The following is a 17,280-nucleotide window of genomic DNA, read 5'->3' as shown; positions in this document are numbered from 1 at the left end:
GGGCAACACCCCTGACAGATACTGTCCTGGCGGGAATCCACTGCTCACGGGCATGTTACAAAAGTGTAATTTTCGTGCCCTTGAATCGCCACGTTCACAGACCCAAATACATCTCATCGGCAGTTTTCGCCGAAGTCCGGAGTAAGGCCCGTCCCCCGCCTATCCCGGGCAACTTGCGGCAGCCTATCCCCCCTCTCCGGGCTGCCGCATCGTTTCGAGTAAAGACCGCCGTGGTTCCCCCTCCACCACGGCGGTTCTTTTTTGCCTCCAGGCAAGCCTTTCCCGCTTGGTCCAACGATCGCGGCTTTTCGTTTTCCGCATCGCCCTTTAGGGTCTGCCGCAAAAATCGAAAGGCCCCCCAAAATGTCCAAACTCTCCCCCGTCCTCGACCGTCTCGACCAGAACCTCGACCAGAGCCTGGAGCGGCTGTTCGGCCTGCTCGGCATCAAGTCGATCTCCACCGATCCCGCCTTTGCCGCCGACTGCCGCAAGGGGGCCGAATGGCTGGTGGCCGAACTCAAGCTGATCGGCTTCGACGCAAGCGTGCGCGACACGCCCGGACATCCGATGGTGGTGGCGCATCACGAGGGGCCGGCAGGCGCGCCGCATGTGCTGTTCTACGGCCACTACGACGTCCAGCCGGTCGATCCGATCGAATTGTGGGAAACCGATCCGTTCGCGCCGTCGATCAAGGAGATCGAGCCTGGACGCAAAGTGATCACCGGACGCGGCTCGGCCGATGACAAGGGGCAGCTGATGACCTTCGTCGAGGCCTGCCGCGCCTGGAAGCAGGTGCACGGCAATCTGCCTTGCCGCGTCACCATCCTGTTCGAGGGCGAGGAAGAATCCGGCTCGCCGTCGCTGAAGCCGTTCCTGGAAGCCAACGCCGCCGAGTTGAAGGCGGATTTCGCGCTGGTCTGCGACTCCAGCATGTGGAACCGCGAGACGCCGTCGATCTGCGTGTCGCTGCGCGGCATGGTCGGCGAGGAGATCACCGTCAAGGCGGCCAACCGCGACCTGCATTCAGGCCTCTATGGCGGGCCGGCCGCCAATCCGATCCGCATCCTGGCCAAGGTGCTGGCCGACGTCCACGACAAGGACGGCCACGTCACCATTCCGGGCTTCTATGACGGCGTCGAGGAGACGCCTTCGCAGGTGCTGAAATCCTGGGAAGGGCTCGGCGAAACGGCAGAGACCTTCCTTGGACCGGTCGGACTTTCCATTCCGGCCGGCGAAAAAGGGCGCTCGGTGCTCGAGCTCACCTGGGCGCGGCCGACCGCGGAATTCAACGGCATCATCGGCGGCTATACCGGCAAGGGCTTCAAGACGGTGATCGCGGCGGAAGCGTCGGCGAAAGTATCGTTCCGGCTCGTTCACAAGCAGGATCCGAAGAAGATCCGCGCCGCCTTCCAGGCCTTCGTGCGCGAGCGCATCCCCGGCGACTGCTCGGTAGAATTCCACCCGCATGGCGGCTCGCCGGCGATCCAGCTTTCCTATGACTCGCCGTTCCTGACCAAGGCCAAGGATGCGCTTTCGGACGAGTGGGAGAGGCAGGCCGTGACCACCGGCGGCGGCGGCTCGATCCCGGTGGTGGGCGATTTCCAGACCTATCTCGGCATGGAATCGCTGCTGGTCGGCTTCGGCCTCGACGACGACCGCATCCATTCGCCGAACGAGAAATACGATCTGACCTCCTTCCACAAGGGGCAGCGGTCCTGGGCGCGAATCCTCGATGCGCTGACGCGTTGAAATTCAACTTTCTATTGATTTTTCTCCGGATCGCGGCGAGGACGAATGACCAGCGCAACGCGCCGCCTGCTGGCGCATCCCAGGCGATGCGCGGTATTGCGGCCGCGATCCGGAGAAGAGAATGACCGATATCCGTTTCCACAAAAACGATCTGCCTGACCTGTCGCGCTACAATGTCGGGGCGGTGGCCATCGACACGGAAACTCTGGGGCTCAACCCGCATCGCGACCGGCTCTGCGTGGTGCAGATTTCGCCCGGCGACGGCAGCGCCGACGTCATCCAGATCGCTCCAGGCCAGAAAGAGGCGCCGAACCTCGCCAGCCTGTTGAGAAACAACACAATCACCAAGCTGTTTCACTACGGCCGGTTCGACATCGCCGTGCTCTACCACACCTTCGGTGTGATGGCCGAGCCGGTGTTCTGCACCAAGATCGCCTCGCGGCTCACCCGCACCTATACCGATCGTCACGGGCTGAAGGATCTCTGCAACGAACTGCTCGGCATCGGCCTTTCCAAGGCGCAGCAATCCTCCGACTGGGCGGCCGAAACGCTCTCGCCCGAACAGCTCGAGTATGCCGCCTCGGACGTGCTCTACCTGCACAGGCTGCATGAGGTGCTGGGCGCGCGCCTGGCGCGCGAAAACCGCACCAAGGAGGCGGACGCCTGCTTCCGTTTCCTGCCGACCCGCGCCAAGCTCGACCTTATGGGCTGGGCGGAGGAAGACATCTTCGCGCATAGCTGACGGAACCCGGCGCGTCGAAAGGACGTTGGGGCCGGTTCGTGGAGGGAGTGAGATGGCAGAGCGCAAACCGATAGAAAGCGCGCCGAAGGACGGCTCGAAAGTCACCATCCTGTGGAAGGACGGCGACGGCGTCGTCAATGAATCCATCGGCCAGTATCGCGACGGCGGCTGGTGGGTCTACACCGACAGCGACACGCAAAAGAAGGTCGATCCGACGAGCTGGCGCCCAGCATCAAATGATGACGACTAGTAGGCTGCGTGCAGGCTTCAAAGCGGGCCTCGACCGAAACAAGGGGACGCAATGAGGCAGAACACGCTCTATCTTATCATCGGGGCGCTGGTCGCGGCGGTCATCGCGCTCGGCATCTATGTCTATCGCGAGCAGACCAGGCCGAAAGGCGTCGAGCTCAAGATCGACGACAAGGGCATTTCGATCCAGCAGAATTGACCATGGTGGCCAGCCGGGAGACCGGCGCCGTGAGGGGCTAGACCGGCTTTGCGAGACGACATTGCGCCGGGGGGATTTCGGCCGGAGATACAGGGGCTGCGCGGGCTCGCCGTAGCCTTTGTGGTGATTTTCCACATCTGGCCGGCAGCGCTTCCCGGCGGCTATGTCGGGGTCGACATCTTCTTCGTCATCTCCGGCTTCCTGATCACCGGCCTGCTTACGCGCATGGCTCTGAGTGATAGCGGCATCTCGCTTGTCGGCTTCTACACGCGCCGGGTCAGGCGGTTGCTGCCGGCGGCGATCGTCGCGCTCTTCGTCACGCTCGCGGGAACGCTGCTGTTCGTGTCGGACGCCTGGTGGGAAGAAACCGCCAGGCAGGTTATTGCAAGCGCGCTCTACGTGCAGAACTGGCGGCTTGCCGAGCAGGCCGTAGACTATCTCGGCGCCGAGGACGCCCCGAGCCCGGTGCAGCATTTCTGGTCGCTGTCGATCGAGGAGCAGTTCTACATCGTCTGGCCTGTGCTGATGATCGCTGCGCTGTGGTGGGCCAGGCGTCGCGGGCACTCGCCCGTGCAAACACTTACCTTCGTGCTCGGCGCGGTCCTGGCGGGCTCGCTCGCGGCTTCCGTCGCGCTCACCCGATCCGATCCGGCATGGGCTTATTTCGTTACCCACACCCGGGTCTGGGAACTGGCCCTTGGCGGGCTCCTGGCGCTGACCCTGGACCGGTTCCAGCCGAAAGCGCGTGCCCGGGCGGGGATGGCTGCCGCCGGCATGCTGGCGATGCTTGCGTCGGCGATGCTGTTTACAAGGGCGACCGATTTTCCGGGCTTCAAGGCGCTGCTGCCGACGCTCGGCGCGGCTCTGATCATCGCGGCCGGCAGCGTACGCATGGGCCGCTTCCGCGGCCTGGACATCGCGGGGCTGCGCTATATCGGCGATCGCTCCTATTCGATCTATCTGTGGCATTGGCCGCTGATCATTTTCTATGCGGCGCAGTGCGGCGCGATCGACCTTCTCGATGGCGTTGGGCTGATCATCGCCACCCTGGTCGTTTCCGGTCTCTCCTACCGCTTCATCGAACAGCCCTATCGCCATTCGCGCTCGTCCCTGGCATGGCGGCCGCTGATCGACGGCACGGTGGCGGTGGGGTTGTGCGTGGCGGTGGCGGGCGGACTCGTCCATGCGATCGACCGGCAGCCCATCGATACCAGCCTGATCGGAACGCCGAATTATCCGGGGCCTGCGGCCTTGCTCGCGAACGCTGTCGTCCCCGAGGGCGTCAAGCCGCTGCCTCCCTTGAGCAAGATCGGCAGCGACGTGCCCGTCATTTACAGGTTGAAATGTCATCAGGAGCAGAAGGGCATTGATGCGACCGGTTGCCCGCTCGGCGACCCGGCTGGGACGAGGACCATTGTCGTGATGGGCGATTCCCACGCGGCGCAATGGGTGCCGGCAATCGACAAAATCGCCAAAGACAGAAAATGGAAGCTCGTCAGCTTCACCAAGGCGGCATGCCCGGTAACCCGGGTCGCCATCGTTGACGACGGCAAGCCGTATGAGCAATGCGCGCTGTGGCGGGAGAGGGTTCTCTCCGAGATTGCGAAACTGAAACCCGATTTGGTTTTCACCAGCCAGAGCAACTACACCAGCGTTGCGCAGGACGTGATGATCGAGGGGCTGCGCAGCGTCTGGAGCGAGCTCACCGGGCAGGGCGTGCGCGTCGTCGCGATCCGCAACACACCTTTCAGCCTGTTCGATCCGCGCAATTGCCTGGGAACCAATCCCGGCAAATGCGTCAATCCGCGCAACGAGGTCGAACGGGAAAACATCTACGCGCTTGCCGCCCGGTCCGTACCGGGGGTGAGCGTGGTGGACATGAACGATGCGCTATGCGGCAAGGAGAGCTGCCCGGCGGTGGTCGGCAACATTGTCGTGCTGCGCGACAACCATCACCTCACGGCAACCTACGCGCTGGCGCTGGCGCCTTATCTGGCCAAGGCGGCGGGACTTTGAGCAACCATCCACTCGTAATCATGCGGCGCCCCGCAATGGACCGACTGCGAAAGATAGCGCGAGACCGTTGGATTCAGAAAATCGTAAGGGTTTTCAAAAGGCTGCATAAACCCTGCTTTAACCCGCCTTTAAACCGCCGCATCTAGTCTTCAACCCGAACGCCATCGGCACCGGGGCAGCAAGCAAGAGCGCATGGCGAACCGCAGAGACAGTCGCATCGAACCGAGCTTCGAGGGATCGCCGCGCGCGAAATCCTCCGAAGGCTTTTCGGTCAGCGAGGAGGATCGTGTCGTGCCGGGCAGTCGTAAATCCGCTTCGAAGGGCAGGTCCGCCAAGGCGAAATCGCGCGGCCGTGGCCGCGACCGCAATCGGCGCGGGCTGCTCGGCATCGCCACGCGGCTTGTCTACTGGTGCTTCGTGCTCTGCATATGGGGCGGTATCGCGACGGCCGGCATCGTCGTCTATTACGGCGCCAAGATGCCGGCGGCGACGACGTGGTCGGTCCCGGACCGTGCGCCGAACATCAAGATCGTCTCGGTCGATGGCGCGCTGATCGCCAATCGCGGTGCGTCGGGCGGCGAGGCCGTCGGCCTGCAAGAAATGTCGCCCTATATCCCCGAGGCCGTGGTCGCCATCGAGGACCGGCGCTTCTATTCGCATTTCGGCATCGACCCGATCGGCCTGTCGCGCGCCATGGTCGCCAATCTCATCGGCGGCCATTTCTCGCAAGGCGGCTCGACGCTGACGCAGCAGCTGGCCAAGAACCTGTTCCTGACACCCGACCGCACGCTGGAGCGCAAGGTCCAGGAAGTGCTGCTCGCGCTGTGGCTCGAGCACAAGCACAGCAAGGACCAGATCCTCGAAATGTACCTCAACCGGGTCTATTTCGGCTCGGGCGCCTATGGCGTCGAGGCGGCCTCGCGGCGCTATTTCGGCAAGAGCGCGCGCGACGTGACGCTTTCGGAAGCCGCGTTGCTGGCGGGACTGCTGAAGGCGCCGTCCAAGCTGTCGCCGGCGCGCGACCCAAAGGCGGCCGAGGAGCGGGCGCAGCTCGTGCTCGCGGCCATGCGCGAGACCGGCAAGATCAGCGACAAGGAATACAAGACGGCGCTGAGCGCGCCGGCGACGCGCGCGCCGTCCTACTGGACCGGCTCGGAAAACTATGTCGCCGATACGGTGATGGACGAACTCCCGGACCTCATCGGCGACGTGCGCGGCGACATCGTGATCAACACCACGGTCGACCTCAACCTGCAGAAGCTTGCCGAACAGTCGATCCGCCGGCTGATCGACGAGAGCGGCAAGAAGCTCAACGTCACGCAAGGCGCGCTGGTGTCGATCGACGATTCCGGCGCGGTGCGCGCGATGGTCGGCGGCTATGATTATTCGACCAGCCAGTTCGACCGCGCCTCGGAAGCGCGCCGGCAGCCGGGCTCGGCCTTCAAGCCCTTCGTCTATATGGCGGCGCTGGAGGCCGGCCGCACGCCTGACAGCATCCGAAACGACGCGCCGATCAAGATCGGCAAATGGACGCCGGACAATTACGGCGGCAAATATTACGGCAAGGTGACGCTGGCGACCGCTTTGGCCAAGTCGCTCAACTCGGTGGCGGCCCAGCTCACCATGGAAGTCGGCCCCGACGCCGTGGTGGAAGCCGCGCATCGCATGGGCATCCAGTCGGACCTGCAGGCCAACACCTCGATCGCGCTCGGTACCTCGGAGGTGACGCCGCTGGAACTGACCTCGGCCTATGTGCCTTTCGCCAATGGCGGCTACAAGCCGGACATCCACTTCATCCAACGCATCACCACCGCCAACGGCAAGGTGCTCTACGAGAACAGCGGCGGTAGCGCGCCGCGCGTCATCAAGGCCGATATCGTCGGCATGATGAACTCGATGATGACGGGCACCGTCGAGGTCGGCACCGCCAAGAAGGCGGCGTTCAACTGGCCTTCGGCCGGCAAAACCGGCACCAGCCAGAATTCGCGCGATGCCTGGTTCGTCGGCTACACCGCCAATCTCACCACGGGCGTGTGGTTCGGCAATGACGACGGCAGCCCGATGAAGAAGGTCACCGGCGGCGCCCTGCCGGCGCAGGCCTGGCACGAATTCATGGTGGCCGCGCATGAAGGCGTGCCGGTCAGGCCGCTGCCCGGCACCTGGAAGTCGACGCCGTCCGATACGATCGTGCCGGACGAGATCCCGTCGGCTGACGCCTCGCAGCCGCCAGCGCCGCCCGCGGCCGTCGGCCAGTCCCAGCCGGTCGCTCCGGCGCCAGCGCCGGTACGTCAGGCGCGCCCGGCCCAGACCGTCGATGCGGACGGCTTCGACATGCCAAGCGACAGCGGATCGACCGCCTCGATCAAGCATCCGGTGCCGCCCGGCAATGTCGGCGGACCGACCAAGAAGCGGCAGACTTCGATCCTCGATATCCTGGGCGGCGGTTGAAGCGGCAACTCGCCCTCTCGTAATGGCAAGCGCCTTCGGCTACATGTCCGGCCGGAGATCAAGCCATGGCCGAGACCGACAGCAGAAAAACCATCGTGCTCACCGGCGCCAGCCGCGGCATCGGCCATGCAACCGTGAAGCGCTTTTCGCGCGAGGGCTGGCGCGTCATCACCTGCTCGCGCCAGGCTTTCGCCGAGGATTGCCCGTGGCCGGCCGGCCCCGAGGACCACATCAAGGTCGACCTCGCCGACCAGGAGGATGTCGGCATCGCCGTCTCGGAAATCCGCCACCGGCTGGAGGCGCATGGCGGACAGTTGCACGCGCTGGTTAACAATGCCGGCATCTCGCCGAAGCTAAAAGACGGCAGGCGCATGGATTCGATCGAGACGCCGATGCATGTCTGGCGCGACGTGTTCCAGGTCAATTTCTTCGCGCCGATCATGCTGGCAAGGGGGCTGTTCAAGGAACTCGCCGCCGCCAAAGGCTCGATCGTCAACGTCACCTCGATCGCAGGCACCCGCGTGCATCCTTTCGCCGGCACGGCCTATGCCACATCGAAAGCGGCGCTCGGCTCGCTAACGCGCGAGATGGCGCATGATTTCGGTCCGCACGGCATCCGCGTCAACGCGATCGCGCCGGGCGAGATCGACACCGCGATCCTTTCGCCCGGCACCGACAAGATCGTCGAGACGATCCCGCTGAGAAGGCTTGGCGCCACCTCGGAAGTCGCCGACATCATCTTCTTCCTGTGCTCAGGCCAGGCGTCCTACGTCACCGGCTCGGAAATCCACATCAATGGCGGCCAGCACGTGTGATTGGCTGACTTCAGGCCATGCTGACAACAGCCTTGCCGCTGAAGCTGCGCTGCCGCAGCGCGTCCAGGGCCTTGCCGATGTCCGTCCATGGCACAGTCATGGCCACGCTGGTCTCCAGCCGGCCGGCCGCGACGAGATCGAGCAGCGCGGCGATGTCGGCGCCGATGGCCGAGCCGGACGTATAGTAGGCGAAAGTCTGGAGCCTTGCGCCCTCGTGGCCCGGAACGAACTGCCGGAATCCGATCGGCGTGAGCTCGCCGCTGCTCGAGCCGAACATGACGACAGTCCCGCCGGGCGCGACACGCTCGATCGCGTCGGCGAGGCTTTTGCCGCCGACCGACTCGGTGATCAATGAAAATGGTCCCCCGGCCAGTTCGATCGACTCGACGACCTGCCCGGCGCCCAGATCGCGAAGATCATCGTGGTGCCGGGCCGAAGCGATCGCCGTCACCGAAGCGCCTTGCTCGCGGGCGATCTGGAGCTGGAAGCGGCCGACCGCGCCGCTCGCGCCGGTGATCAGGACCCGCTGGCCGGCGAGGTCGCCGCCATGGCGCAAAGTTCTCAGCGCCGTCGTGCCCGCCACCGGGAGCGTGGCTGCGTCGGCGAAGCTGACCACGTCCGGCAGCACGGCAAGACGGTCGGTCGGAACGGCGACGTGTTCAGCCCAGCCGGCCTGGTCGATCAAAGCCGCGACGCGCGTGCCGGCAGCCGGGCCGGAGCCATCGGCCGCCGCGCACTCGACAATGCCGACGATGTCCTGGCCAGGGATCCAGCCGTCGGGACGGATGCCGAGCAGGCGCAGCTCGCCACGGTTCAACGATGTTGCATGAACAGCCACCAATGCTTCATTCGTATTGCAGCTTGGCTCATCAATTTCGACGAGCTTCAGCCTGTTCGGACTGTCTGAAGAGATAGCGAGAGCAAGCATGGACCACCTTGAATGACGCTCGAGAGCCGCGATCGATTGCGACGGAAACGGCTCGAAACCTATCGACTTTCGCTGTTGTTGAATTTAGAGATAAAGCCAGATGATCGCTAAAAGACGTCAGATATGAGACAGCCGCTCCGCTGGCCTTGGCTGGATTTCGACGTCGACGACGTGGCCGCGCCGGCGATCGCCGTTGGCGTCGATGTCACCGGGACCAAGGCCGAGGTGCCGGCGCATCGGCATCGCAAAGGGCAACTCGTCTTCGCGCTCGGCGGCGGCGTCACCTGCCACGTTCCAAGCGGGCTTTGGATGGTGCCGCCGCATTGCGGGGTGTGGGTGCCGAGCCGCATGGAACACAGCAACATCGCGACGGCGAATGCGCGGATTTTCTTCGTCTATATCGAGCCTGGAGCCGCCGAGTTGCCGGACCGGTGCTGCACGCTATCGATCTCGCCGCTGCTGCGCGAATTGATCATCGAGCTATCGGAGTGCGCGCCGGACGAGCCGAGATGCGATTTCCTGGGAAAGGTCTTGCTTGCCGAGCTGCCGCTTATGCCGGTTCAGCAGTTGCACCTGCCGATCTCGGCCGAGCCCCGGTTGCGACGGATCGCCGAGGCGTTGGCGGACGACCCCGGCGATCGCAGCACCTTGGCCGATTGGGCAGACCGCGTTGCGCTCAGCGAAAGCAGCCTGGCGCGCCTCGTGGTGAAGGAGACCGGCTTGAGTTTCGGGCGCTGGCGCCAGCAGCTGCACCTGATCGTAGCACTCAGGGAACTGTCCGCCGGCGCCAGTGTGCAGCAGGTGTCGGGCGATCTCGGCTACGAATCCGTCACCGCCTTCATCACCATGTTCAAGAAGGCGCTGGGCAAGCCGCCGGCCAAATATCTCAGCGATATCGCGCAAAACGGCGGCTCCGCGTTCGTGGCGTGATGCCAATCAAGCGGGCTGCGGGTTGATCTCCATGGCAGGCCCGGCCCGATCGACGGTCTTGCCGGTCACCACCTCGACGATGCCGCGGGCGATCTCGCGTTCGCCCATGATGACGGTGTCGGCGCCGAGGCCTTTCAGATGCTCGACCTCGGCGTCGGAATGCGCGCGGGCAATGACGTTGATCGCCGGATTGGCCGCGCGGGCCCTGAGCACAACCTGCCCCGCCTCGAAGGCGTTGGGGATGGCGAGGATAAGCCGCCTGGCGCCTTCCGGGTTGGCGGCCGCGAAGACATCCGCATTGGCGGCGTTGCCGGCAACGGTTTCGACGCCGTCGTCCCGCAGCTTCGCCAGCGTCTTGTCGGCATCCTCGATGACCAGGAAGGGCAGGGCGGCTTCCTTCAGAGCCGCGCCCACCAGGCTGCCGACGCGGCCATAGCCAATCAGGATGGAATGGCCGGCAAGCGCCGTTTTCGGTGGCGGGCCGTCTTCCTTACCCGGGGCCGACACCGAAGCGACCTGGCCGGGCTCGGTCGCCGGTCCGATTGGTCGCTGCTCCACGGCCGGCGCGGCATCCTTGCCGGCACGCTTTTCCAGCCAGGGTTTCATCCAGTCGACGATCAGGAACATCAGCGGATTGAGCAGGATCGACAGAATGGCGCCGGCCAGGATCAGGTCGCGGCCCTGCTCTGGCAACAGTTTCAGACCGACGCCAAGCTCGGCCAGGATGAAGGAAAATTCGCCGATCTGGGCAAGGCTCGCCGAAATCATCAGCGCGGTGGCGATCGAGTAGCGGAAGACAATGACGATGACGAAAGCAGCGATCGACTTGCCGATGACGATGATGGCCAAGGTGGCGAGGATGGGCAGGCCGTTGCTGATCAGGCTGAACGGGTCGAACAGCATGCCGACCGAGACGAAGAACAGCACCGAGAAGGCATCGCGCAGCGGCAGCGATTCTTCCGCCGCGCGGTGGCTGAGCTCGGATTCGCTCATGATCATGCCGGCGAAGAAGGCGCCGAGCGCCAGCGAGACGCCGAACAGCTTCGCCGCGCCGAAGGCGACGCCGAGCGCGATGGCCAGCACCGCGAGCCGGAACAATTCCCGGGAGCCGGTATGGGCGACGTAATGCAGGATCCATGGAATGACCCTGCGGCCGACCACCAGCATGACGACCACGAAGGCGGCGACCTTGGCGAGCGTGATGCCGACCACGCCCCATATGCCGTAGCTGGCGGGCAGCGAGAGCAGGCTCGCATGGTCGTCGATCTGGGGCTGGCCGCCAAGCACGCCGGCGAGCGCCGGCAAAAGCACCAGCGCCAGCACCATGGCGAGATCCTCGACGATCAGCCAGCCGACGGCGATGCGGCCGCGCTCGGTCTCGATCAGCCGCCGCTCCTGAAGTGCGCGCAAAAGCACCACGGTCGAGGCGACCGAAAGCGCGAGGCCAAAGACCAGGCCGGCCCCCAGCGACCAGCCGAGCAGCCAGGCAAGCCCAACGCCAAGCAAGGTGGCAAAACCGATCTGCACGATGGCGCCCGGCACGGCGATGGCGCGGACGGACAGAAGATCCTTCAGCGAAAAATGCAGGCCGACGCCGAACATCAAAAGAATGACGCCGATTTCCGCGAGCTCATTGGCAAGGCTGGCATCGGCCACGAAGCCGGGCGTGTTCGGGCCGACAAGGACGCCGGCGACAAGATAGCCGACGAGCGGCGGGATGCGGAACCGGTTGGCTAAAGCCCCGAAGACAAAAGCAAGCCCCAGACCGGCGACGATGGTGGCGATAAGGGGTGTGTCATGCGGCATTGTCTATGGAGCGCCTTTCAAAAACTGACGATGTCGGATGAGCGCCGTCCAAAGGGTCGACGCCTCCTGGCAATATGGCGGGGAGAGCGGCGATGATGCAACCATCGCCGCGCAGAATTGCAACGGCACGCGCTTGAAAATCGGCGCCGCGCCGCCAAAGAGGTGGCTCTTAGATCAATCAGGCTTCGAAGCTGCGTTCGTTCCGCCGCGTCATGCCGCCTGAAGCAGGTTCTCGATGTCGGAAATGGTGTGGTTGGTGAGCGTCTTCGGGATTTCCGCCTGTACCTTCTCACCGACCTCCTTGTGCAGTTTCTGGCGCATCTCGCCAAGCACCTGCGGCGGTGCGATCAGCACGACCGCGTCGAACTCGCCACGATGCGCGAGCTTGTAGAGCCGGTCGGCAATCTCGACGGCGAAGCGCTCCTTGCCGAGACGGTGCCAGTCGGTTTCCTCGACGGCGCTGCGGGGACCCTCGTTGCTCTGGCGGCCTGGCTTGTCGCTGCCTTGCTCGCGCGTGGCGGGGTTCTCCTGCTCCATCTCCTGCACCACTTCCAAATTCGGGAACTTGCTGTCGCCCTGGTTGCGCAGGAAGAGCGCCTTCTCGCCATCGGCCACGACGACCCATAATCCGTGCTTCAGCTTGATGCTCATCGCGTTCCTCCTTGCTTGCATGATTGCCGATCGATGGAGCTTCGGATCGACAAATGGATTGCTAAGCAAACGAGCCGCGAAGCATGATTGTTCCGATCTGGCGGCGGCGCTTCGATCACTCTCAGCCGACGTGGCTGGCGCCGAAACAGCCAAGGCAGGCTTTAATCTACTAACTTAGTAGAATTTAGAAAAAACTGTTTTGCAACTTTCCCCTCCGGCGCTAAAAATTACGACGGATCAAGGCAGTTTCTTATGCCGCTCTGGCGGCTTCAATCTCAAAGTAGAATTTTTTTCTCTTGTCTTTCGCGGTTGCGAAAAAGCGATTGCCTGCCGTTCGGCGGCGCGCGAGTGCTTGCCTTCTGATTTTTGGCGTGGCCGCGTAAAACTGCCAAACTGTTCCACTATTGCTCATCGCCATGTCGCCAGCCAACGCCAAGCTCAATGCCTTTCCCGTCTTCATGCGGGTCGACGGCGAAGCCGTAGTCATTGTCGGAAATGGCGAGGAGACGCTTGCCAAGTCGCGGCTACTTTCGCAATCGAGTGCGGTGCTGCGCATCGTTGCCGACAATGCCAGCGACGGCCTGCTGGATTTCATCGCGTCGGCCGGCGCCGTCCATATCAACGCTGCCTATGAGGCCGTGCATCTCCAAGGTGCCGTCCTGGTGTTCGCGGCCAGCGGCGATGAAGCGGTCGACCGCCGCATAGCCGAGGACGCACGCCGGCTGGGCATCCCGGTCAACGCCGTGGACCGTCCCGATCTCTGCGATTTCTTCACCCCGGCCTTAGTCAACCGGGCGCCGGTGGCGATTGCCATCGGCACCGAAGGCGCCGGACCGGTCCTGGCGCAGATGCTGCGCGGGCGCATCGACCGCATGCTGTCGCCGTCGCTCGGCCGGCTGGCGGCGCTTGCCGCTTCTTTCCGCACTGCCGCCGAGACGCTGCCAAAGGGCCATCGCCGCCGCCGCTTCTGGAGCGATTTCTTCGCCGGCGCGCCGGCCAAGGCCATCGAAGCCGGCGAATTCGCTCAGGCGCATGGCGCGGCGCTCGAGCTTTTGGCCCAGGATGCTCCGGTTGAAGGACATATCGCGCTGGTCGGCGCCGGTCCGGGCGCGGAGGACCTTTTGACTTTGCGCGCGCATCGCCTGCTGATGGAAGCCGATGCCATCGTCTACGACGCGTTGGTGCCGGAGGCGATCGTGGCCATGGGCCGCCGCGACGCCGAGCGCCTGCCGGTCGGCAAGCGCAAGGGCTGCCATTCCAAGAGCCAGGCTGAAATCAATGCGCTGCTCATCGAACTCGGCCGTGCCGGCAAGCGCGTGGTGCGGCTGAAGTCCGGCGATCCGCTGGTGTTCGGACGCGCCGGCGAGGAAATGGCAGCACTTCGCGAGGCCGGGATCGCCTATGAGGTGGTTCCGGGCGTCACCGCCGCTTTTGCCGCCGCCGCCGATTTCGAGCTGCCGCTGACGCTGCGCGGTGTTTCGTCATCGATGGTGTTCACCACCGGCCACGATCTCAAGGGCAACTCGCTGCCCGACTGGGCCAAGCTCGCCATCTCGGGCGCGACCGTCGCCGTCTATATGGGCCGTTCGGTGGCCGCCGAGGTCGCCGGCCGGCTGATCGAAGCGGGGCTGTCGCCGGACACGGCGGTTGCCGTCGTCGAAAACGCCAGCCTCGGCGAGCGCCGCCGTTTCCACGGCACCCTTGCCGACCTGCCGTCGCTGGAGGAGCGCGCCGATCTCACCGGACCGGTGATGACGATCATCGGCGACGCCGTCGCCGGCGCCAATTTTGAACAATCCGAGCCGCTCGCGGCACACAAGCATGAGGGCGCGGCCTCAGCCGTGGCCGAAGGAGTCCGGCAATGAAGGTTCTCACCGCGAACAGGCTCTCCGACGGCATCGCCGTCTGGTACGCCGATGGCGGCTGGGCGGAGACGGTCGGTCATGCCGATATCGCGCATGACAAGGCGGCGGAGGACCGGCTCGAAGCGATCGGCGCCGCTGCCGCCGCCAACAATGAAGTCCTGGACGTCAACGTGATCGACGTCACGGTTGTCGATGGCTTGGTGGAGCCGGTGCGGTTGCGCGAGAAGATCCGCGCCGCTGGCCCGACCATCCACCCCGATCTCGGCAAGCAAGCGGCGCGGGCGGCTTAAATCCAAGGTAGGCAGCGGGCGGACGCGCCCTGAAAGACGAAGCATGTACCGTTACGACGAGTTCGACCACGATTTCGTTCAGGCCCGTGTCGCCGAGTTCAGCGACCAGGTGAAGCGCCGGCTTGCCGGCGAAATCAGCGAGGACCAGTTCCGGCCGCTCCGGCTGATGAACGGCGTCTATTTGCAGTTGCATGCCTATATGCTGCGCATTGCGGTGCCCTACGGCACGCTCAACAGCCGGCAATTGCGCATGCTCGGCCATATCGCGCGCAAGTACGACAAGGGCTACGGCCATTTCACCACGCGCCAGAACCTGCAGTTCCACTGGCCGGCGCTCGCCGACGTTCCGGCGATCCTGGCCGATCTCGCCAGCGTCGAGATGCATTGCATCCAGACCAGCGGCAATTGCATCCGCAACGTCACCGCCGACCATTTCGCGGGGGCGGCCGCGGACGAGGTCGCCGATCCGCGTCCCTACGCGGAAATCCTGCGGCAATGGTCCTCGGTCCATCCGGAATTTTCGTACCTGCCGCGCAAGTTCAAGATCGCGGTGACGGGCGCCGAGCGCGACCGGGCTGCCATCCAGGCGCATGACATCGGCCTGCACCTGAAGAAGAACGCGGCCGGCGAACTGGGTTTTGCCGTTTATGTCGGCGGCGGCCTGGGCCGCACGCCGATGATCGCCAAGAAGATCCGAGACTTCCTGCCGGAGGCCGAGTTGCTGTCCTACTGCACGGCGATCCTGCGCGTGTACAACCTCTACGGCCGCCGCGATAACAAGTACAAGGCGCGCATCAAGATCCTGGTGCACGAGACTGGCGTCGAGGAGATCATGCGGCAGATCGAGGCCGAATGGCAGGAGCTCAAGGACACCGATTTGAAGTTGCCGGAGGCCGACATCCAGGCGATCAACGCCTATTTCGCGCCGCCGGCGCTGTTGGCCCGGCCGGAAGGCGATGCCCTCGTCAAGCAAGCGCGGCTCGATTCCAAGAGCTTTTCGGAATGGCTCGACCAGAATGTCGTGACGCATCGCCATCCCGACTACGCGGCGGTGACGATTTCGCTCAAGGGCATCGGCGAGGTGCCCGGCGATGTCACCGACAGTCAGATGGAAGCAGTCGCAGACATCGCAGAGAAGCATGCGTTCGACGAATTGCGCGTCAGCCACGAGCAGAACCTGATCCTGCCGCATGTGGCGCGCGCCGATCTGAAGGCGGTCTATGACGCGCTGGTCGAGATCGGCCTGGCGACCGCCAATTCGAACCTGATCAGCGACATCATCTCCTGCCCGGGCCTCGACTATTGCGCGCTGGCCACGGCGCGTTCCATTCCCGTGGCTCAGGAAATCTCGCGCCGCTTCGCCTCGCTCGAGCGGCAGCGCGAGATCGGCGAATTGAAGCTGAAGATCTCCGGTTGCATCAACGCCTGCGGTCACCACCATGTCGGCCATATCGGTATCCTCGGCGTCGAGAAGAAAGGCTCCGAGCTCTACCAGGTGACGCTCGGCGGCTCGGCCGACGAGAACACCTCGGTCGGCGAGATCATCGGCCGCGGCTTCTCCTCGGAAGAGATCACCGATGCCATCGAGCAGATCGTCGATACCTATCTTGGCCTTCGGCTCAATCCCGAAGAACGTTTTATCGACGCCTACCGCCGTGTCGGTCCCGCGCCGTTCAAGGAGGCGCTCTATGCTGGCGAAACCAAGGCCGCTTGACAGGGTAGTCGGCGTCGAGGCCGGCGTTGCCGCGGAAGCGGCGGGGCTGGACGCGCTGCTCGGCCATCTGAAGCCGATCGAGATCATCGAGCGCTCGGCGCGCGAAGCCTTCCGCGGCGAGGTCGCCGCGGTGTCGTCCTTCGGCGCGGACTCCGCCGTGCTTCTGCACATGATCTCGGAGATCGACCGAACCTTGCCGGTGATCTTCCTCGATACCGGCAAGCATTTCGAGGAGACGCTCGGCTATCGCGACGCGCTGGTCGCCGATTTCGGCCTGACCGATATCAGGGTCATCAAGCCGGAGGAGGCTGCGCTCGAACAGGTCGATCCGACCGGCAGGCTGCATGAGACCAACACCGACGCCTGCTGCAATGTGCGCAAGGTCGAGCCGCTGGCGCGCGGCGTCGAGCCGTTCCGCGCCTGGTTCACCGGGCGCAAGCGCTTCCAGGCTTCGACGCGCGCGGCACTGCCCGTCTTCGAGGCGGTCGGCTCGCGCATCCGCATCAACCCGCTGGCGCATTGGACGACGTCGGACCAGGCCGACTACATGCGCGCGCATGCGCTGCGCGAAAATCCGCTGGTCGCCTATGGCTACCTTTCGATCGGCTGCTTTCCCTGCACGCAGCCGGTGCAGCCGGGCGAGGATGCGCGCAGCGGCCGCTGGGCTGGCCACGCCAAGACCGAGTGCGGCATTCACCTCTCCGGTTTGGAAAAGTCGCTGACCGACGCCTCACTTTAGGCTATGCCGATAGTCAGGTGAGGCCGGCCTGCGAACGGCGGCTTCCTGCGCTTCCGGTGCTCACGTACTTGAAGTACGCTCCGCTCCGGGTCTCGGAAGCCACCATCCTCGGCTCGGCCTGACCTGACTCTCGACATAC

The 17,280-nt window shown here is 64.5% G+C and carries 17 protein-coding genes; 13 read left to right on the top strand and 4 right to left on the bottom strand.

Going from position 1 to position 17,280, the window contains the following annotated elements:
- Positions 1-363 precede the first annotated feature (363 nt).
- From FJW07_RS19130 to FJW07_RS19100, 7 genes are all read left to right on the top strand, one after another.
- Positions 364-1,749 carry a M20/M25/M40 family metallo-hydrolase gene (locus tag FJW07_RS19130; RefSeq protein ID WP_140858213.1) on the top strand — a complete coding sequence of 462 codons (1,386 nt, stop codon included), beginning with the start codon at positions 364-366 and terminating at the stop codon, positions 1,747-1,749.
- A gap of 121 nt (positions 1,750-1,870) precedes the next feature.
- Entirely contained in the window at positions 1,871-2,491 is a 621-nt protein-coding gene (locus FJW07_RS19125) for a ribonuclease D (protein ID WP_140644596.1), read from the top strand.
- A 52-nt stretch (positions 2,492-2,543) separates the two neighbouring features.
- The gene (locus tag FJW07_RS19120; RefSeq protein WP_140858212.1) at positions 2,544-2,741 is read left to right on the top strand and encodes a hypothetical protein; all 198 of its coding nucleotides are present in this window, start codon (positions 2,544-2,546) and stop codon (positions 2,739-2,741) included.
- 51 nt (positions 2,742-2,792) lie between these two features.
- Complete coding sequence (locus tag FJW07_RS19115; protein ID WP_140858210.1) at positions 2,793-2,939, top strand: hypothetical protein; 147 nt, start codon at positions 2,793-2,795, stop codon at positions 2,937-2,939.
- 48 nt (positions 2,940-2,987) lie between these two features.
- On the top strand, positions 2,988-4,955 hold the full coding sequence (locus FJW07_RS19110; protein WP_140858208.1) for an acyltransferase family protein: 1,968 nt from the start codon (positions 2,988-2,990) through the stop codon (positions 4,953-4,955).
- A 192-nt stretch (positions 4,956-5,147) separates the two neighbouring features.
- Positions 5,148-7,403 carry a transglycosylase domain-containing protein gene (locus tag FJW07_RS19105; RefSeq protein ID WP_140858206.1) on the top strand — a complete coding sequence of 752 codons (2,256 nt, stop codon included), beginning with the start codon at positions 5,148-5,150 and terminating at the stop codon, positions 7,401-7,403.
- 65 nt (positions 7,404-7,468) lie between these two features.
- Positions 7,469-8,218, top strand: a complete 750-nt coding sequence (locus FJW07_RS19100; RefSeq protein ID WP_140644591.1) for an SDR family oxidoreductase — start codon at positions 7,469-7,471, stop codon at positions 8,216-8,218.
- A gap of 10 nt (positions 8,219-8,228) precedes the next feature.
- Here FJW07_RS19100 and FJW07_RS19095 read toward each other — a convergent pair whose 3' ends face one another.
- Complete coding sequence (locus FJW07_RS19095; RefSeq protein ID WP_140858204.1) at positions 8,229-9,146, bottom strand: zinc-binding dehydrogenase; 918 nt, start codon at positions 9,144-9,146, stop codon at positions 8,229-8,231.
- 123 nt (positions 9,147-9,269) lie between these two features.
- Here FJW07_RS19095 and FJW07_RS19090 point away from each other — a divergent pair, with 123 nt between their 5' ends.
- Positions 9,270-10,076: a helix-turn-helix transcriptional regulator gene (locus FJW07_RS19090; RefSeq protein ID WP_140858203.1), complete on the top strand. Its 807-nt coding sequence runs from the start codon at positions 9,270-9,272 to the stop codon at positions 10,074-10,076.
- A gap of 6 nt (positions 10,077-10,082) precedes the next feature.
- Here the strand turns inward: FJW07_RS19090 and ybaL are convergent, their stop codons facing one another.
- Entirely contained in the window at positions 10,083-11,882 is a 1,800-nt protein-coding gene (ybaL, locus tag FJW07_RS19085; protein WP_181182679.1) for a YbaL family putative K(+) efflux transporter, read from the bottom strand.
- Between the two features lie 37 nt (positions 11,883-11,919).
- On the opposite strand from ybaL, the gene FJW07_RS19080 reads away from it, so the two are divergent.
- Entirely contained in the window at positions 11,920-12,105 is a 186-nt protein-coding gene (locus tag FJW07_RS19080) for a hypothetical protein (RefSeq protein WP_140858201.1), read from the top strand.
- Here FJW07_RS19080 and FJW07_RS19075 read toward each other — a convergent pair.
- On the bottom strand, positions 12,093-12,533 hold the full coding sequence (locus FJW07_RS19075) for a host attachment family protein (protein WP_140644587.1): 441 nt from the start codon (positions 12,531-12,533) through the stop codon (positions 12,093-12,095). The genes FJW07_RS19080 and FJW07_RS19075 overlap by 13 nt on opposite strands.
- A gap of 250 nt (positions 12,534-12,783) precedes the next feature.
- A complete protein-coding gene (locus tag FJW07_RS31775; protein WP_181182678.1) occupies positions 12,784-12,951 on the bottom strand; it encodes a hypothetical protein in 168 nt (55 codons plus the stop codon).
- Between FJW07_RS31775 and cysG the strand changes: the two genes are divergently transcribed.
- From cysG to FJW07_RS19055, 4 genes are read left to right on the top strand one after another with little or no spacing between them, the layout of a single operon-like run.
- Complete coding sequence (gene cysG, locus FJW07_RS19070) at positions 12,950-14,398, top strand: siroheme synthase CysG (protein WP_140858199.1); 1,449 nt, start codon at positions 12,950-12,952, stop codon at positions 14,396-14,398. The genes FJW07_RS31775 and cysG overlap by 2 nt on opposite strands.
- Complete coding sequence (locus FJW07_RS19065) at positions 14,395-14,688, top strand: DUF2849 domain-containing protein (RefSeq protein ID WP_140784531.1); 294 nt, start codon at positions 14,395-14,397, stop codon at positions 14,686-14,688. Before cysG ends, FJW07_RS19065 begins: the two co-directional genes overlap by 4 nt.
- Before the next feature lie 43 nt (positions 14,689-14,731).
- Positions 14,732-16,402, top strand: a complete 1,671-nt coding sequence (locus tag FJW07_RS19060; protein ID WP_140784530.1) for a nitrite/sulfite reductase — start codon at positions 14,732-14,734, stop codon at positions 16,400-16,402.
- The gene (locus tag FJW07_RS19055; protein ID WP_140858197.1) at positions 16,377-17,141 is read left to right on the top strand and encodes a phosphoadenylyl-sulfate reductase; all 765 of its coding nucleotides are present in this window, start codon (positions 16,377-16,379) and stop codon (positions 17,139-17,141) included. Before FJW07_RS19060 ends, FJW07_RS19055 begins: the two co-directional genes overlap by 26 nt.
- The last annotated feature ends 139 nt before the right edge of the window (positions 17,142-17,280 follow it).

Source organism: Mesorhizobium sp. B3-1-9 (assembly GCF_006439595.1).
Lineage (GTDB): Bacteria > Pseudomonadota > Alphaproteobacteria > Rhizobiales > Rhizobiaceae > Mesorhizobium.
Note: the sequence above shows the minus strand (reverse complement) of the source record. Positions and strands in the feature narration are given on the sequence as shown.

What these genes read in the sequence shown, in the direction of transcription:
- FJW07_RS19060 (WP_140784530.1), top strand. Translation starts at nt 14,732, where the DNA reads ATGTACCGTTACGACGAGTTCGACCACGATTTCGTTCAGGCCCGTGTC.
- FJW07_RS19055 (WP_140858197.1), top strand. Translation starts at nt 16,377, where the DNA reads ATGCTGGCGAAACCAAGGCCGCTTGACAGGGTAGTCGGCGTCGAGGCC.
- FJW07_RS19090 (WP_140858203.1), top strand. Translation starts at nt 9,270, where the DNA reads ATGAGACAGCCGCTCCGCTGGCCTTGGCTGGATTTCGACGTCGACGAC.
- cysG (WP_140858199.1), top strand. Translation starts at nt 12,950, where the DNA reads ATGTCGCCAGCCAACGCCAAGCTCAATGCCTTTCCCGTCTTCATGCGG.
- FJW07_RS19130 (WP_140858213.1), top strand. Translation starts at nt 364, where the DNA reads ATGTCCAAACTCTCCCCCGTCCTCGACCGTCTCGACCAGAACCTCGAC.
- FJW07_RS19125 (WP_140644596.1), top strand. Translation starts at nt 1,871, where the DNA reads ATGACCGATATCCGTTTCCACAAAAACGATCTGCCTGACCTGTCGCGC.
- FJW07_RS19095 (WP_140858204.1), bottom strand. Translation starts at nt 9,146, where the DNA reads ATGCTTGCTCTCGCTATCTCTTCAGACAGTCCGAACAGGCTGAAGCTC.
- ybaL (WP_181182679.1), bottom strand. Translation starts at nt 11,882, where the DNA reads ATGCCGCATGACACACCCCTTATCGCCACCATCGTCGCCGGTCTGGGG.
- FJW07_RS19100 (WP_140644591.1), top strand. Translation starts at nt 7,469, where the DNA reads ATGGCCGAGACCGACAGCAGAAAAACCATCGTGCTCACCGGCGCCAGC.
- FJW07_RS19105 (WP_140858206.1), top strand. Translation starts at nt 5,148, where the DNA reads ATGGCGAACCGCAGAGACAGTCGCATCGAACCGAGCTTCGAGGGATCG.
- FJW07_RS19065 (WP_140784531.1), top strand. Translation starts at nt 14,395, where the DNA reads ATGAAGGTTCTCACCGCGAACAGGCTCTCCGACGGCATCGCCGTCTGG.
- FJW07_RS19075 (WP_140644587.1), bottom strand. Translation starts at nt 12,533, where the DNA reads ATGAGCATCAAGCTGAAGCACGGATTATGGGTCGTCGTGGCCGATGGC.
- FJW07_RS31775 (WP_181182678.1), bottom strand. Translation starts at nt 12,951, where the DNA reads ATGGCGATGAGCAATAGTGGAACAGTTTGGCAGTTTTACGCGGCCACG.
- FJW07_RS19080 (WP_140858201.1), top strand. Translation starts at nt 11,920, where the DNA reads ATGAGCGCCGTCCAAAGGGTCGACGCCTCCTGGCAATATGGCGGGGAG.
- FJW07_RS19115 (WP_140858210.1), top strand. Translation starts at nt 2,793, where the DNA reads ATGAGGCAGAACACGCTCTATCTTATCATCGGGGCGCTGGTCGCGGCG.
- FJW07_RS19120 (WP_140858212.1), top strand. Translation starts at nt 2,544, where the DNA reads ATGGCAGAGCGCAAACCGATAGAAAGCGCGCCGAAGGACGGCTCGAAA.